Below are 15,228 nucleotides of genomic sequence, written 5' to 3' on the forward strand. Positions count from 1 at the left end.
GCGGACCTCACCACAGGTAGAACAGCGCGAAGATGAACACCCACACCAGGTCGACGAAGTGCCAGTAGAGGCCCGTGATCTCGACGATCTGGTAGTTGCCGGTCCGCTCGTAGTCGCCGCGGATCAGCTTGAAGGCGACGATGAACAAGAGCACCACGCCGGCCGACACGTGCAGCCCGTGAAAACCCGTGATCATGAAGAAGGTCGACCCGAACTGCGCCGCCCCCATCGGATTGCCCCAGGGCCTCACGCCTTCCTCGATGATCAGCTTGGACCACTCGAAGGCCTGCATGCCGACGAAGAGTTCGCCGAAGGTCGCGGTCACGAGCATCAGGGTGGCGGCGTTCACGCGGTCGCGGCGGTAGGCGAAATTGACAGCCATGGCCATCGTGCCGCTGCTGCTGATCAGCACGAAGGTCATGATCGCGATCAGCAGCAGCGGAATGTCGGCGCCCCCCACATGCAGCGCGAACACCTCGCTCGGGTTGGGCCAGGCCACGGTGGTCGAGACCCGCACCGTCATGTAGCCGGTCAGGAAGCAGCTGAAGATGAAGGTATCGCTCAGCAGGAAGATCCACATCATCGCCTTGCCCCACGAGACGTGGAAGGCCTGGCGATCGGAAGACCAGTCGGCAACCAGGCCGCGCCAGCCGCTCACCGCGACGGCGGGGCTGGCGGATGCGGAGGCAAGGGTCGCGTTGCGCATGATGATGGCCTCCTCAGCTTGTGCCGCAGATGAAGCGCGCCACCTCCGGCGTGACCCAGCCGAGCATGGCGAACAGCGCGAGCCACACCCCGAGCATGAAGTGCCAGTACCGCGCGCACAGCGCGATGCGCCACGCGGCGCTCGCGGGTTCGCGCGAGACGGCGCCGGCCGTCCAGGCCCAGCCGACGAGCCCGCCCGCCAGATGGAGCCCGTGCATCGCGGTCAGCAGATAGAAGAAGCTGCCGGCCGGATTGCCCGCCGGCATCACCTGCGCGCTCCACAGCGCCTGCCAGGCCCACAGCTGGACGCAGAGAAACGCCATCGCGCACAAGCCGCCGGCCAGCAGCAGGCGGCGAGCCGACGCGGTCGCCGCATCGCGTGCCGCCGCGCCGGCCCGTTGCAGCGTCACGCTGCCAGCGACCAGCAGCGCGGTACTGAGCCACAGCTGCCACGGCAAGGTCAGCGTCACCGCATCGGTGCTGTTCATGCGCATCACGTAGGCCAACGCGAAGAGCGAGAACAGCGCGGTGGCCACACCCATGAACACCCACAACCCGATGCTGGCCGCGCTCGCGTGCGCGTCGCGCGGCCCGCCGCCACGGTCGAAGGGCGCGACGACCAAAGACGCGGTCATGGAGCAACCTCCGTGCTGCGCACTGCGGTGCGAGCTTGCTTGGGGCTGCCCGGCGCGGCGCTCACTGGAGTACCTTCGCGCAGCAGCGCTTCGGTATTCGCCTTGGGAGCGGCCCGGCGGCTCATGCCAGTGCTCCCCGGCCCTCGTCCTCACGCTTGCCGTGCGGCTCGGGCTCCATGCCGCCGGCCTCGGGCGGCGCGTTCTGCGGCACGAAGTCCTCCTTGGCGCCCGGCGTGCCGTAACCGTAGGCCCACCGATACACCACCGGCAGCCGCGGCCCCCAGTTGCCGTGCCCCGGCGGCGTCGTCGGCGTCTGCCATTCGAGCGATGCGGCGCGCCACGGGTTCGCGCTCGCCGGCCGGCCGCGCCAGGCGCTCCATGCCAGATTGACGATGAACAGCACCTGCGCCACGCCGACGATCAACGCCACCACGGTGATGAAGGTGTTGAGGCTGAAGGCCGATGGCGGAATGAACTTGTAGCCGTCGAAGTTGTAGTAGCGCCGCGGCATGCCGAGCACGCCGAGGTAGTGCATCGGGAAATAGATCAGGTAGGTGCCGAGGAAGGTGATCCAGAAGTGCAGTTGCCCGAGCCGGTCGTCCAGCATGCGGCCGGTGATCTTCGGGAACCAGTGGTAGATGCCGCCGAACACCACCAGCAGCGGCGCGACGCCCATCACCATGTGGAAGTGCGCGACCACGAAGTAGGTGCCCGACAGCGGGATGTCCACGCTCACGTTGCCGAGAAAGAGCCCCGTGAGCCCGCCGATCGCGAAGGTGCAGACGAAGGCCAGCGCGAACAGCATCGGCACCGACAGGTGGATGTCGCCGCGCCACAGCGTCAGCAGCCAGTTGTAGACCTTGATCGCGGTCGGCACCGCGATGATCAGCGTGGTGGTCGCGAAGAAGAACCCGAAATACGGATTCATGCCGGCGACGAACATGTGGTGCGCCCACACCACGACGCTGAGCACGCCGATCGCGACGATGGCCCACACCATCATCCGGTAGCCGAAGATGCTCTTGCGCGCATGCACGCTGATCAGGTCCGAGACGATGCCGAAGGCCGGCAGCGCCACGATGTACACCTCCGGATGGCCGAAGAACCAGAACAGGTGCTGGAACAACAGCGGACTGCCGCCCTTGTAGCCGGCCATCTGCCCCATCGACACCAGCGCCGGCATGAAGAAGCTGGTACCCAGCGTGCGGTCGAGCAGCAGCATCACGCCGCTGACGAACAGCGCCGGAAAGCCCAGCAGCGCCAGGATGGTGGCCACGAAGATGCCCCACACCGTGAGCGGCATGCGCAGCAGCGTCATGCCTTCGCAGCGTGCCTGCAGCACCGTGGTCACGTAGTTCAGCCCGCCCATCGTCGTCGCCACGATGAAGATCACCAGCGACACCAGCATCAGCACGATGCCGGCCTCATGGCCCGGCGTGCCGGGCAGGATCGACTGCGGCGGATACAGCGTCCAGCCCGCGCCGGTCGGCCCGCCGGCGACGAAGAAGCTCGCCACCAGCACCACCACCGACAGCAGGTAGACCCAGAAGCTCAGCATGTTGAGGTAGGGGAACACCATGTCGCGCGCGCCCACCATCAGCGGGATCAGGTAGTTGCCGAAGCCGCCGAGAAAGAGCGCGGTGAGCAGGTAGATCACCATGATCATTCCGTGCATCGTCACGAACTGGTAGTAGCGCTCGGGGTTGATGAACTCGAACTGCCCGGGAAATCCCAGCTGCAGCCGCATCAGGTTCGACAGCACCAGCCCCACCACGCCGACCGCGATGGCGGTGCACGCGTACTGCACCGCGATCACCTTGTGGTCCTGGCTCCAGACGTAGCGCGTCAGGAAGGTTGTCGGCGCCGGGTGGCCGGCGTCTTCGTCGTGGATCGCAGGGGAGGGGTTCATCGCTGCGCCTTCTGTTCGGTCGCGGCCGGCGCGGGCTGGCTGCCGAGACTCTGGATGTAGGCCACCAGCGCGGCCAGTTCTTCGTCCGTCAGCTCCATCTTGGGCATCACCGGCGGGAAGCCCTTCACCTGGCGGGCCTGCGGATCGAGGATGAAGCTGCGCAGATAGGCCTCGTCGACCTTCGCGGTGGAGCCGTCGGCCATGGTTTCGGTCTTGCCGTAGAGCCCCTTCCACGTCGGCCCGACGCGCGGGCTGCCGTCGACGGTGTGGCAGGCCACGCAACCTTTGGATTCGGACAGCGCGCGGCCCTGCTCGACACTCGCCTCGGGACCGCCGCCGGCCGCTGCGGCCGGGGCCTTGACCTGTGTCTTCGCGAAAGTCGGCAGCGCCGCCTGCCAGGCGTGGAAGCTCGCCTCGTCCTCCACCACCACGAAGCCGCGCATGTTGGGATGCCCCACGCCGCAAAGCTGCGCGCACAGCGCCTCGTAGCGCCCCGCCAGCGTCGGCGTGAACCAGAAGCGGCTGACCTGCCCCGGCACCATGTTCATGCGCGCACGGAAGGGCGGCACATAGAAGTCGTGCAGCACGTCATGCGCGCGCAGCAGCACCAGCACCGGCTTGCCCAGCGGCAGGTGCACCTCGGCGGCGGCAACCAGGATGTCGTCCTGCCCGGCCGGGTCGGCGGGATCAAGCCCGAAAGGGTTGTCGCCCTTGACGAAGCGCGCATCGGTCGCGCCGAGCTTGCCGTCGGCGCCCGGAAAGCGGTAGTGCCACTGCCACTGCTGGCCCAGCACCTCGAGCACCATCGCGTCATGCGGCGAGCGCACGTAGTTGGCGTAGACCACCAGGCCGGGCGCCAGCAGGGCGGCGATGCCCACGGTGGTGCCGCCGATCAGCCAGCGCTCCAGCTTCCTGTTCTCGGGCTCATCGGCGGCGCGGCGGCCTTCGCGGTGGCGGAAGCGCACCAGCGTGTAGACGACGAAGAGATTGATCGCGACGAAGAAGAACCCCGTGATCACCAGCGTGATGGTCAGCGTGTCGTCCATCGACTGCCAGTTCGACGCCAGAGGCGTCGTCCACCACGGACTGAACAGATGGAACAGCACGGAGCCGATGACGATGAGCAGCAGGGCGACGGCCATGATCATGTGCAGTCCCTGGGCTTGGCATCGACATCGGTATCTGGGTGGGCGGATTCGGGCTTCAGAGGAACACCGGGATGTGCCCTTCCTCGCCCTCGAAGCGGGCTTCCGGATGCGTGGTCTGCAGCAAGTCCTCGACCTCCTGCACACGCGAAGCCGGCAGGTCCACCATCAGCAGGATCCGGCCTTGCGCAATGGCGCCCTCGAAGCGCTGCAGCCGCGGGCTGGGGATGGATATGCCGACCATGCTGGCGGACCAGGCACCGACCACGCCCCCGAGGACGGCGACCAGCACCGCATATTCCCATTGGGGGTCTTCGCCGGCGAACGGAAGGAGCAGTGCGGCCACGAGGCCGGCGCCGATGCCGCAGGCACTGCCGAGCAACCATCCGGTCTTGGTCGCATGCAGGACGTCCGAGGTCTGCCACACGTTGGCCGCGTGGAGGCCGGCCATGTCCATGCCTTCGGGTCCGGCGAAATGGATGTGCGCGACATCGACGCGCGCCTGCACAAGATCGCGCATGGCCCGCCTGGCGCTGGCCAGGTCCGGCATCAGCCAATAGATGCGTCTCTTCATGGCGCACTCCGTTTCGCCTTGCGACGAGTCAAGGAACCATGAATGACTTATAGGCCCAAGGAGGGCCGTTATCAAGAGGGGCGACGAGTGCCCCCTCGGCCGACCCGCGCTTGCGGCCGCTGGCCGAATCGCGCCGCACCTTCCTCAAGGGGGCGCCGGCGTCCGCTTGCAGGAAAAACCGCGCGAAAGCTTGACGCCGCGGGGTGGCACCGCAGCGGGATGTGATCGATCATCGGGTCCGTGCCGGCTCGGCTCCCTGCCGACGGCGCCCCCCGCCATGCCCAGTGCCTTCGATTTCGACCACTCGCCCTTCGACTGCCTGACGCCCGAGGAGCGCGAGCGGGTGCGCGCCCAGGTCGACATCGCCTATTTCCGCGAGGGCGAGGCGATCCTCGAGACGGGCATGGCGCCGACCCACCTGTTCGTCGTGATCAAGGGTTTCGTGCAGCAGTTCGCGCCGGGCGAAACCGCGCCGGTGGCCCGCTTCGGCCCGCACGACACCTTCGACGGCCGCAGCCTCGTGGCCGGGCAGGTCAGCGGCCGCTTCGTCGCCGCCGAGGAGGTGCTGGCCTACCAGCTGGCGCGCGAGGCGGTGAACGAGCTGATCGCGCGCAATGCGACCTTCGGCGCGCTGCTGTTCTCCGACCTGTCGAACAAGCTGGCTGCCATCGCGGGCCGCCACGGCGAGCACGAACTGCAGTCGCTCACACTGGCCCGGGTCGACGCGATCCCCATGCGGGCGCCGCACTTCGTCGACGCCGACTGCGACGTGCTCTCGGTGGTTCGCCTGCTGCAGGCCGAGCGCAGCACCAACGTGCTGGTGCGCGACCTGGCCGGCGCCGCGCCGCGCCTGGGCATCTTCACCGTGACCGCGCTGCAGCGCGCGGTGCTGCACGGCACGCCGCTGGACCAACTGCCGGTGCGCGAGGTCAGCAGCTTCGGCCTGATCTCGGTCGATGCCACCGACCCGGTGGGCGACGCGCTGACCGTCATGGTGCGGCACAAGGTGCACCGCGTGGTCGTGATGGCCGGCAATGGCGGCGGCGAGGTCCTGGGCGTGCTGGAGGCGCTCGACCTGTTCAGCTTCCTCTCCAACCATTCCTACCTGATCAACCGCGAGATCGTCGAGGCGCAGGACCTCGAGGCCCTGGCCCGGGCCAGCCGGCACGTCACGCAACTGGTCAGCCTGCTGCACGGCGGCGGCACCCGGGTCGGGCAGATCGCCACGCTGGTGCAGGCGCTCAACGCCCAGCTGTTCCAGCGCGCCTGGGAGTTGATCGCGCCGCCGGCGCTGGTCGCCAACAGCTGCCTGTTCGTGATGGGCAGCGAGGGGCGCGGCGAGCAGCTGCTCAAGACCGACCAGGACAACGGCCTGCTGCTGCGCGACGGCTATGCGCCGCCGGCCGACCTGGATGACATCTGCGCCCGCCTGACCCGCACGCTGATCGAATTCGGCTACCCCGAATGCCCCGGCGGCATCATGGTCTCGAACCCGCAGTGGCGCGGCAGCCAAGGCGAGTTCGGCGAACGCGCCTGCCAGTGGCTGCTGCAGGCCGACGGTGAGCGGCTGATGGCGCTGGCGATCTTCCTCGATGCCCATGCGGTGTGCGGCGACCCCGCGCTGCTGGCCGGCGTGCGGGCCCGCTTGTTCTCGCTGGCCACCGACAACGACGCCATGCTGGCGCGCTTCGCCGCGGCGATCGACGCCTTCGCCGACGATCCGCGCTGGTGGCAGCGCCTGCTGACCCTCGGCGAGCAGAACGGCCAGCGCTTCGACATCAAGAAGCAGGGCCTGTTCCCGATCGTGCACGGCGTGCGCAGCCTGGCCCTGCGCGCCGGACTGGACGCGAGCGCCACCGCGGCGCGCCTGGAGGCCCTGGCCGCCGGCGGCCACATCGAGCGCGCACTCGCCACCGACGTGCTCGAGAGCCTCTATTTCTTCATGGGCCTGCGGCTCAAGGCCGGACTGGCGGAGCAGGAGGCGGGACACGAGGTGACGGGCCAGGTCGATCCGGCCCGCATGAGCAGCCTCGAGCGCGACCTGCTGAAGGACACGCTGGAAGTGGTCAAGCGCTTCCGCCGCATGCTGCGCCTGAGCTTCCGGCTGGATGCGTTGTGACCGCCTGGTTCTCCGCCTTCAAGCGCTGGTGGCTGCTCCAGCACCTGGGCGATCCGCGCTTTCGCTTCATGTGGGACCCGCCGCCCGCCGACGAGTGGGTGGCGATCGACTGCGAGACCACCGGGCTGGACAGGCGGCGCGACGAGATCGTCGCGATCGCGGCGGTGCGCATCCGCGGCAACCGCGTGATGTGCAGCGAGCGGCTGGAGCTGCTGGTGCGGCCCGAGCGCCGCAGCGTCGCAACCGGCAGCGTGCGCGTTCACCAGCTGCGCGAGCGCGACCTCACACAGGGCCTGGCGGCCGAGGCCGCGGTGCAGTTGCTGATGCATTTCATCGGCAGCCGGCCGCTGGTGGGCTACTTCCTCGAGTTCGACGTCGCGATGATCGACCGCGTGCTGTTCCCGATGCTGGGCATGGGGCTGCCGCAGCCGAAGATCGAGGTCTCGGCGCTCTACTACGACCACGTGAACCGGCGCCGTTCGCCGCACCTGCGCGAGGGCGACATCGACCTGCGCTTCGCCGCCATCATGACCGCGCTGGACCTGCCGCGGCGCCCGGCGCACGATGCGCTCAACGATGCGGTGATGGCGGCGCTCGCTTTCATCAAACTGCGTGCACTGGAGTGAACTGGCCCCCACGCTCCCTCACTTCGTGTGGTCGCTGCCCCCCGAGGGGGCCGCAGGCCGCCTTGGGGCGGCCCGGCACCGGCCTGACTGGCCCCCACGCTCCCTCACTTCGTGGGGTCGCTGCCCCCCGAGGGGGCTGCAGGCCGCCTTGAGGCGGCCCGGCGCCGGCCTGACTGGCCCCCACGCTCACTCACTTCGTGGGGTCGCTGCCCCCCGAGGGGGCCGCAGGCCGCCTTGAGGCGGCCCGGCGCCGGCCTGACTGGCCCCCACGCTCCCTCAATTCGTGGGGTCGCTGCCCCCCGAGGGGGCTGCAGGCCGCCTTGGGGCGGCCCGGCGCCGGCCTGACTGGCCCCCGCGCCCCCTCACTGCGTGTGGTCGCTGCCCCCCGTGGGGGCCGCAATCCCTCAATGCCCTGAGGCTCCCGAGGCCCCGAGCCCGGTCTCCGAGCGCACCTGCTGCGCCGGGAAGGCCGCGCGCTCCTGCTGCGCCTGGCGGCTGCGGTCGGTGATCGAGAAGAACCAGATGCCGACGAAGGCCAGCGTCATCGAGAACAGCGCCGGCGAGGCGTACGGGAACCAGGCCGAGCCCGCCGGATGGCCCAGCGTGGCCTCCCAGACCGACGGCGAGACGATGGTCAGGACCACCGACGAGACCAGGCCCAGCGTGCCGCCGATGACCGCGCCGCGCGTGGTGCAATCCTTCCACAGCACCGACATGAACAGCACCGGGAAGTTGGCCGAGGCCGCCACCGCGAAGGCCAGCGACACCATGAAGGCGATGTTCTGCTTCTCGAAGGCGATGCCCAGCAGCACCGCGATGATGCCCAGCGCCACCGTGGTGATGCGCGACACCTTGAGTTCGGCCCGGCTGTCGGCCTTGCCCTTCTTGATCAGCGTCGCATAGAGGTCGTGCGACACCGCCGAGGCGCCCGACAGCGTCAGGCCCGCCACCACCGCCAGGATGGTGGCGAAAGCCACCGCCGAAATGAAGCCGAAGAAGACGTTGCCGCCGACCGACTTGGCCACCAGCACCGCCGCCATGTTGGCCGCGCCGCCGCCGCCCTTGATGGTGCCGGTCGCGACGTCGGCAAACTCGGGGTTGGTCAGCACCAGCGTGATGGCGCCGAAGCCGATGATGAAGATCAGCAGGTAGAAGTAGCCGATCCAGGTGGTGGCCCAGAACACCGACTTGCGCGCCTGCTTGGCATCGGGCACCGTGAAGAAACGCATCAGGATGTGCGGCAGGCCGGCGGTGCCGAACATCAGCGCGATGCCGAAGGAGATCGCCGAGACCGGGTCCTTCACGAAGCCGCCCGGGCCCATGATGCGCAGCCCGATGGCGGCAGCCTCGACCGGGCTCTTGCCGCCGTTGGCCGCGATCCCGGTCCGCACCTCGACCGACTTGGTGAACAGCGCCTCGGGGCTGAAGTCGAAGGCGGCCAGCACCATCACGGCCATGAAGCTCACGCCGGCCAGCAGCAGCACCGCCTTGATGATCTGCACCCAGGTGGTGGCGGTCATGCCGCCGAACAGCACGTAGACCATCATCAGCGCGCCCACGATCACCACCGCCACCCAGTAGTCGAGCCCGAACAGCAGCTTGATCAGCTGGCCGGCGCCCACCATCTGCGCGATCAGGTAGAAGGCCACCACCACCAGCGTGCCCGAGGCCGCGAAGGCGCGGATCGGGCCGGGCCGGAAGCGGTAGCCGGCGACGTCGGCGAAGGTGAACTTGCCGAGGTTGCGCAGCCGCTCGGCCATCAGGAAGGTGATGACCGGCCAGCCGACCAGGAAGCCGATCGAATAGATCAGCCCGTCGTAGCCGGTCGCCATCACGGCGGCCGAGATGCCGAGGAAGGAGGCCGCCGACATGTAGTCGCCGGCGATCGCCAGGCCGTTCTGGAAGCCCGTGATGCCGCCGCCGGCGGTGTAGAAGTCGGCCGCCGACTTGGTCTTGGAAGCCGCCCACTTGGTGATCCACAGCGTCAGCAGCACGAAGCCCGAGAACATCGCGATCGCGATCCAGTTGGTCGGCTGCTTGGCCGCCTGGCCGAGATCGGCGCCGGCCGCCGAGGCCAGCGAACAGGCGCCGCCCAGCAACGCCGCGAGGGTGAGGTGGCGGGCTTTCATCGCGTGGCCTCGCGGATGATCTCGGCCGTCAGGCGGTCGAATTCGCCGTTGGCGCGTCGGATGTAGAAGGCCGTGATCAGGATCGTGAAGACGATCACGCCGAGCCCGATCGGGATCCCGATGGTGGTCACGCCGCCGCCGATCGGCTGCGCGAGGAAGGGCTTGTTGAACGCGATCAGCGCGATGTAGCCGTAGTACACGAGCATCATCAGCGCCGTGAGCCACCAGCCGAAGCGGTTGCGCTTGCGTCGCAGCTCGAGGTACTTGGGGTTCGACTGGATCTTATCCACCACGGGGTCGCTCATGATTCGTCTCCTGGACATCGGTTCGGCCGATTCTGGGATGAGGCCTCCGTGCGCGGGGCGCGGTGCAATCATTCGTCACATTGCGATGCAATGCGCGCCGAATGCCGCCCGCTCACTCCCAGCTGACGTTCGCTCACTCCCAGCTGACGTTCGCCGCGAACAGGTAGCCCGCGCCGTAGACGGTCTTGATGATGGCCGGCTCGTGCGGGTCGGGCTCGATCTTTCGACGCAGGCGCGAGATGCGGACATCGATGCTGCGGTCGGTGGGCAGCAGGTCGCGCGCCCCCATCAGCTGTTCGCGCGTGAGGATCTGGTGCGGACGCTCGACGAAGCAGCGCAGCACCTGGGTCTCGGCCGTTCCCAGCAGGTGTTCGCTGCCATCGGGCGCGCGCAGCACGTTGGCCGCGCAGTCGATGCGCCAGCCCAGGAACGAGGCGTAGCGCCGCTGGCCGGTGGCCTGGCCCGGCGCCAGGCTGCGGCGCCGCAGGATGCTGCGCACCCGCGCCACCAGCTCGCGCGCCTCGAAGGGCTTGGTGACGTAGTCGTCGCCCCCGAGTTCCAGCCCCATCACCCGGTCGGCCGGATGGCCGCGGCCGGTCAGGATCAGCACGCCCGCATTCGATGCCGCGTTGATGCGCCGCATGAGGTCGATGCCGTCCATGTCGGGCAGGCCGAGGTCGACGATGCAGAGGTCGGGTTTCTCGACCTGCAGCCGCCGCAGCACGGCGGCACCGGTCGAGAAGCCCTCGCAATTGAAGCCGAACTCGCCGAGGGTCGAGAGCACCAGCCGGGCCACGGCCGGGTCGTCCTCGATCACGAAGACCAGCGACGGCAGGTGGGCCTCGTCGGCCGCCGCGCGGTAGGTCGTCAGGCCGGTGCCACGGTACTCGCTCATCCTGTGCCCTCCTCGATCGCCCGCGCCAGCTGTGCCGTGCTGAAGGGCTTGGTCAGCATAGGAAAGTCGGCCTGCATCGACAAGTCTCCCGGCGCATAGCCGCTCATCAGCACCACGGCGCGGGCCCGGCCGCCCTCGCGGGCCGCCCGCGCCACGCTCAGGCCATCGATGCCGCCCGCCATCACGACGTCGGACAGCAGCAGCGCGATGTCGGGCGTGTGCTCGAGCAGGTTCAGGGCGGCGGCACCGTCGTCGGCCTCGAGCACCGAGTAGCCCAGCTCGAGCAGGCTGCGCCGGATCACGCGCCGCACCTGCGCGTCGTCGTCCACCAGCAGCGCCAGCCCCATGGACACGGCCGGCATCCCGGCGGCCTCGCTGCCGGCGTCGTCCGCGCCATCGCCCGGCGCGGGATCGGCGGCCGGCAGCCAGACCGAGACCGTGGTGCCGCAGCCGGGCGCGCTGCGGACGTCGATGGCGCCGCCGGACTGCTTGATGAAGCCGTAGACCACCGCCATGCCGAGCCCGGTGCCGTGGCCCGGGCGCTTGGTGGTGTAGAAAGGCTCGAACATGTGTGCCAGCGTCTCGGCGTCCATGCCGGCGCCGTCGTCCTCGACCTCGATGCACACGCAGTCGCCCGCGGACAGTTGCAGCGGGGTGGCCACCGTGGCGTCGATGCGGGCGCGGCGCGCCCGCAGGGTGATGCGGCCTTCGGGACCGGTGGCGTCGCGGGCATTGAGCACCAGGTTCAGCATCGCCTGCTCGAGCAGCGTGGCGTCGATCCAGGTCCACAGGGCCGTCTCGCCGACCTCGATGTCGAGCCGCAGGGTCTCGGGCAGCGAGCGCCGCACCAGCCGGGCCACGGTGTCGAGCAGCGCGCCGACGTGCACCGCCGCCGCCTGCAGCGGCTGGCGCCGCGCGAAGCTCAGCAGGCCGCGCACCAGATTGGCGCCGCGCCGCGCCGCTTCGAGCGCAGGCTGCACGTACTCGCCCAGCGCCGGGTCGGCGGGGCGGGCCTCCTCCAGCGCCGCGAGGTTGCCGATCACGACCGTCAGGATGTTGTTGAAATCGTGCGCCAGGCCGCCGGTCAGGTGGCCGAGCGACTCCAGCTTCTGGGCCCGCGCCAGCAGCGCCTGCGAGCGGCGCTCCTGCGTGATGTCGAAGGTCAGCTCGAAGCAGCCGACGACGGCCCCCTCGGCGCTGCGTTGCGGAACCAGCGAGGTGCGCACCCAGAGTCGGCGCCCGTCGCAGGTCTGGAGCTCGTACTCGAGGCTCTGCGCCTCGCCGGCGAGCGCCCGCAGCACCTGCGGCTTGATCAGCGCGTAGACCGCATCGCCCAGGAAGACCCGGGCGCTGACCGATTCGGGCCGCGTGGTGTCGACGCGGAACCAGTCGTGGTAGCCGCGATTGAGGTAGCGGTAGACGCGCCGGTGGTCGAAGTAAGCCACCAGCGCCGGGATCGAGTCCATGATCAGCCGCACCCGCTCTTCGCTGCGCTGAAGCTCGGCGGTCCGCGACGCCACCCGGCTCTCGAGTTCGGCGTTGTGGCGGCGGATGATCTCCTCCGAGCGGCGCTGCTCGGTGATGTCCGAGTAGAGCGTGACGAAGCCATGGCCCGGCACCGGCTCGCCATGGATGCGCAGCACCCGTCCGTTGGGCCGCACCCGCTCGATCTCGTGCGGCGCGAAATGGCGCGCCGCCGCCACCCGCTCGGCCACCAGTTGGTCCGGGTCGCCCGGGCCGTACTCGCCGCGCCGGGCGTTGAAGCCGATAAAGCTCTCGAACGGCGCCCCCAGGTAGACCATGTCGTCCGTGAACCCGAGCAGGCGGACGTAGGCCCGATTCCACGCCATCAGGCGCAGGTCGCCGTCGAAGATCGACAGCCCCTGGTCGAGCAGGTCGAGCCCGGTCTGCAGCGTCAGGTAGCGCTCCAGGGGGGCGGGCGCAGGCGCGGGCGGTCGGATCACAGCGGGCTCCCGCCCCGGTTGCAAACATTCGTCATGTTTGGGTGTGTCTCCTGCAATGTTCGTCGGACATCCTATGGCTTCGCATTCTTGAACACCTCGACGGAGACGACCATGACACCCGTCAAGCCGAACGCCTTGCATCAGGAGACCGCCACATGACTACGACACCTTCCCCCGCTTCGACTGCCACGCTGTATGCGCCCTCCGAGGCCACCGTGCGGCGCGCCCGGATCTCGGGCCGCGCCGCCTACGACCGGCTGGTCGCCGAGGCCGAGGCCGATCCCGAGGCCTACTGGGGACGCCTGGCACGCGAGCTCGTGGCCTGGAAGAAGCCCTTCACCCAGGTGCTGGACGCGCGCCGCGCGCCCTTCTTCGAATGGTTCGCCGACGGCACCCTCAACGCCTCCTACAACTGCCTGGACCGCCACGTCGAGAACGGCCTGGGCGAGAGGACCGCCATCGTCTTCGAGGCCGACGACGGCGCGGTGACACGGATCAGCTACGAGGACCTGCTGGCCCGGGTCTGCCGCACAGCCAACGTGCTGAAGTCGCTGGGCGTCGGCCGCGGCGACCGGGTCGCGATCTACATGGCGATGTCGATCGACGGCGTGGTGGCGATGCAGGCCTGCGCCCGCATCGGCGCGATCCATTCGGTGGTCTTCGGCGGCTTCTCGGCGCCCTCGCTGCGCGACCGCATCGCCGACACCGGCGCGGTGGTGGTGCTCACGGCGGACCAGCAGGTCCGCGGCGGCAAGCAGCTGCCGCTGAAGGCGATCGTCGACGAGGCGCTCGGCCTGGGCGGCTGCGACAGCGTGCGCCACGTGCTGGTGACGCGCCGCACCGGCGGCGCGGTGCCCTTCCAGGCGCCGCGCGACCAGTGGATGGCCGACCTCGCGGCGGCCCAGCCGCCGGTCTGCGAACCCGAATGGGTCGACGCCGAGCACCCGCTCTTCCTGCTCTACACCTCGGGCTCCACCGGCAAGCCCAAGGGCGTGCAGCACGCCACCGGCGGCTACCTGTTGCACGCCGCACTGACCTGCCAATGGACCTTCGACCTCGGCCCCGACGACGTCTTCTGGTGCACCGCCGACATCGGCTGGGTGACCGGCCACACCTACATCGCCTACGGCCCGCTGGCGATCGGCGCGACCCAGGTGGTGTTCGAGGGCATCCCCACCTACCCGGACGCCGGCCGCTTCTGGAAGATGATCCAGGACCACCGGGTCAGCGTCTTCTACACCGCGCCGACCGCGATCCGCTCGCTGATCAAGATGGCCGAGGGCAACGACGCGGTGCATCCGCGCAACTACGACCTGAGCAGCCTGCGCATCCTCGGGACGGTCGGCGAGCCGATCAACCCGGCGGCCTGGGAGTGGTACCACCGCCACGTGGGCGGCGGCCGCTGTCCGGTGCTCGACACCTTCTGGCAGACCGAGACCGGCGGCCACATGATCACGCCGCTACCCGGCGTGACGCCGCTGGTGCCGGGTTCCTGCACGCTGCCCTTCCCGGGCATCGACGCCGCCGTGGTGGACGAGGCCGGCAACGAGCTGCCCTGGGGCCAGGGCGGCATCCTGGTCGTCAGGAAGCCCTGGCCCTCGATGATCCGCACCATCTGGAACGATCCGGAGCGCTTCAAGGCCAGCTACTACCCGGAGGAGTTCCAGGGCCGCTACTACCTGGCCGGCGACGGCGCCACGCGCGACAGCAAGACCGGCTACTTCACCATCACCGGCCGCATCGACGACGTGCTCAACGTCAGCGGCCACCGCATGGGCACGATGGAGATCGAATCGGCCCTGGTGGCGATGACCGACCTGGTGGCCGAGGCCGCCGTGGTCGGCCGGCCCGACGACACCACGGGCGAGGCGGTCTGCGCCTTCGTGGTGCTCAAGCGTCCGCTGCCCAGCGGCGACGAGGCGCGGCGCATCGCCGACCAGCTGCGCGCCTGGGTCGGCAAGGAGATCGGCCCGATCGCCAAGCCGCGCGACATCCGCTTCGGCGACAACCTGCCGAAGACCCGCAGCGGCAAGATCATGCGCCGGCTGCTGCGCACGCTGGCCAAGGGCGAGGTCGTGACGCAGGACGTGAGCACGCTGGAGAACCCGGCCGTGCTGGAGCAGCTGGGCCAGCCTTACTGAGCCTGAGCCCCCACGCTCCCCCACTGCGTGTGGGTCGCTGCCCCCCGAGGGGGCCGCAGGCCGCCTCGGGGCGGCCCGGCG

The 15,228-nt window shown here is 69.5% G+C and carries 12 protein-coding genes; 3 read left to right on the plus strand and 9 right to left on the minus strand.

What is annotated here, in order from left to right; all coding sequences use genetic code 11:
- Positions 1-7: 7 nt before the first annotated feature.
- The 5 genes from AC1DYD_RS16640 to AC1DYD_RS16660 form a co-directional block, all read right to left on the minus strand.
- Positions 8-706 (minus strand): heme-copper oxidase subunit III family protein, encoded by a 699-nt coding sequence (locus AC1DYD_RS16640; protein WP_478173855.1) that lies wholly within the window; start codon positions 704-706, stop codon positions 8-10.
- 13 nt (positions 707-719) lie between these two features.
- Entirely contained in the window at positions 720-1,340 is a 621-nt protein-coding gene (locus tag AC1DYD_RS16645; protein ID WP_478173856.1) for a cytochrome c oxidase subunit 3 family protein, read from the minus strand.
- 121 nt (positions 1,341-1,461) lie between these two features.
- Positions 1,462-3,249 (minus strand): cytochrome c oxidase subunit I, encoded by a 1,788-nt coding sequence (ctaD, locus tag AC1DYD_RS16650; protein WP_478173857.1) that lies wholly within the window; start codon positions 3,247-3,249, stop codon positions 1,462-1,464.
- Entirely contained in the window at positions 3,246-4,397 is a 1,152-nt protein-coding gene (locus AC1DYD_RS16655) for a cytochrome c oxidase subunit II (protein WP_478173858.1), read from the minus strand. Before AC1DYD_RS16655 ends, ctaD begins: the two co-directional genes overlap by 4 nt.
- Positions 4,398-4,452: 55 nt before the next feature.
- Positions 4,453-4,968 (minus strand): DUF1269 domain-containing protein, encoded by a 516-nt coding sequence (locus tag AC1DYD_RS16660; protein WP_478173859.1) that lies wholly within the window; start codon positions 4,966-4,968, stop codon positions 4,453-4,455.
- Between the two features lie 277 nt (positions 4,969-5,245).
- Between AC1DYD_RS16660 and AC1DYD_RS16665 the strand changes: the two genes are divergently transcribed.
- Together AC1DYD_RS16665 and AC1DYD_RS16670 are read left to right on the plus strand one after the other, a co-directional pair.
- The gene (locus AC1DYD_RS16665) at positions 5,246-7,087 is read left to right on the plus strand and encodes a putative nucleotidyltransferase substrate binding domain-containing protein (protein ID WP_478173860.1); all 1,842 of its coding nucleotides are present in this window, start codon (positions 5,246-5,248) and stop codon (positions 7,085-7,087) included.
- The gene (locus AC1DYD_RS16670) at positions 7,084-7,713 is read left to right on the plus strand and encodes a 3'-5' exonuclease (protein ID WP_478173861.1); all 630 of its coding nucleotides are present in this window, start codon (positions 7,084-7,086) and stop codon (positions 7,711-7,713) included. The genes AC1DYD_RS16665 and AC1DYD_RS16670 overlap by 4 nt, the downstream gene beginning before the upstream one ends.
- Positions 7,714-8,117: 404 nt before the next feature.
- Here AC1DYD_RS16670 and AC1DYD_RS16675 read toward each other — a convergent pair whose 3' ends face one another.
- From AC1DYD_RS16675 to AC1DYD_RS16690, 4 genes are all read right to left on the minus strand, one after another.
- Positions 8,118-9,842 carry a cation acetate symporter gene (locus tag AC1DYD_RS16675; protein ID WP_478173862.1) on the minus strand — a complete coding sequence of 575 codons (1,725 nt, stop codon included), beginning with the start codon at positions 9,840-9,842 and terminating at the stop codon, positions 8,118-8,120.
- Positions 9,839-10,147, minus strand: coding sequence for a DUF485 domain-containing protein (locus AC1DYD_RS16680; protein ID WP_286371762.1), 309 nt, complete (start codon positions 10,145-10,147; stop codon positions 9,839-9,841). The genes AC1DYD_RS16675 and AC1DYD_RS16680 overlap by 4 nt, the downstream gene beginning before the upstream one ends.
- A 133-nt stretch (positions 10,148-10,280) precedes the next feature.
- Positions 10,281-11,042, minus strand: coding sequence for a response regulator transcription factor (locus AC1DYD_RS16685; protein WP_478173863.1), 762 nt, complete (start codon positions 11,040-11,042; stop codon positions 10,281-10,283).
- Positions 11,039-13,006, minus strand: coding sequence for a hybrid sensor histidine kinase/response regulator (locus AC1DYD_RS16690; protein WP_478173864.1), 1,968 nt, complete (start codon positions 13,004-13,006; stop codon positions 11,039-11,041). Before AC1DYD_RS16690 ends, AC1DYD_RS16685 begins: the two co-directional genes overlap by 4 nt.
- Positions 13,007-13,161: 155 nt before the next feature.
- On the opposite strand from AC1DYD_RS16690, the gene acs reads away from it, so the two are divergent.
- Complete coding sequence (acs, locus tag AC1DYD_RS16695) at positions 13,162-15,147, plus strand: acetate--CoA ligase (protein ID WP_478173865.1); 1,986 nt, start codon at positions 13,162-13,164, stop codon at positions 15,145-15,147.
- Positions 15,148-15,228: the final 81 nt, after the last annotated feature.

Source organism: Variovorax sp. P4_B11 (assembly GCF_056402355.1).

Excerpts from the sequence above, each read along its gene's own strand:
- AC1DYD_RS16660 (WP_478173859.1), bottom strand. The coding sequence starts at position 4,968 with ATGAAGAGACGCATCTATTGGCTGATGCCGGACCTGGCCAGCGCCAGG.
- AC1DYD_RS16680 (WP_286371762.1), bottom strand. The coding sequence starts at position 10,147 with ATGAGCGACCCCGTGGTGGATAAGATCCAGTCGAACCCCAAGTACCTC.
- AC1DYD_RS16675 (WP_478173862.1), bottom strand. The coding sequence starts at position 9,842 with ATGAAAGCCCGCCACCTCACCCTCGCGGCGTTGCTGGGCGGCGCCTGT.
- AC1DYD_RS16655 (WP_478173858.1), bottom strand. The coding sequence starts at position 4,397 with ATGATCATGGCCGTCGCCCTGCTGCTCATCGTCATCGGCTCCGTGCTG.
- AC1DYD_RS16640 (WP_478173855.1), bottom strand. The coding sequence starts at position 706 with ATGCGCAACGCGACCCTTGCCTCCGCATCCGCCAGCCCCGCCGTCGCG.
- acs (WP_478173865.1), top strand. The coding sequence starts at position 13,162 with ATGACTACGACACCTTCCCCCGCTTCGACTGCCACGCTGTATGCGCCC.
- ctaD (WP_478173857.1), bottom strand. The coding sequence starts at position 3,249 with ATGAACCCCTCCCCTGCGATCCACGACGAAGACGCCGGCCACCCGGCG.
- AC1DYD_RS16685 (WP_478173863.1), bottom strand. The coding sequence starts at position 11,042 with ATGAGCGAGTACCGTGGCACCGGCCTGACGACCTACCGCGCGGCGGCC.
- AC1DYD_RS16645 (WP_478173856.1), bottom strand. The coding sequence starts at position 1,340 with ATGACCGCGTCTTTGGTCGTCGCGCCCTTCGACCGTGGCGGCGGGCCG.
- AC1DYD_RS16665 (WP_478173860.1), top strand. The coding sequence starts at position 5,246 with ATGCCCAGTGCCTTCGATTTCGACCACTCGCCCTTCGACTGCCTGACG.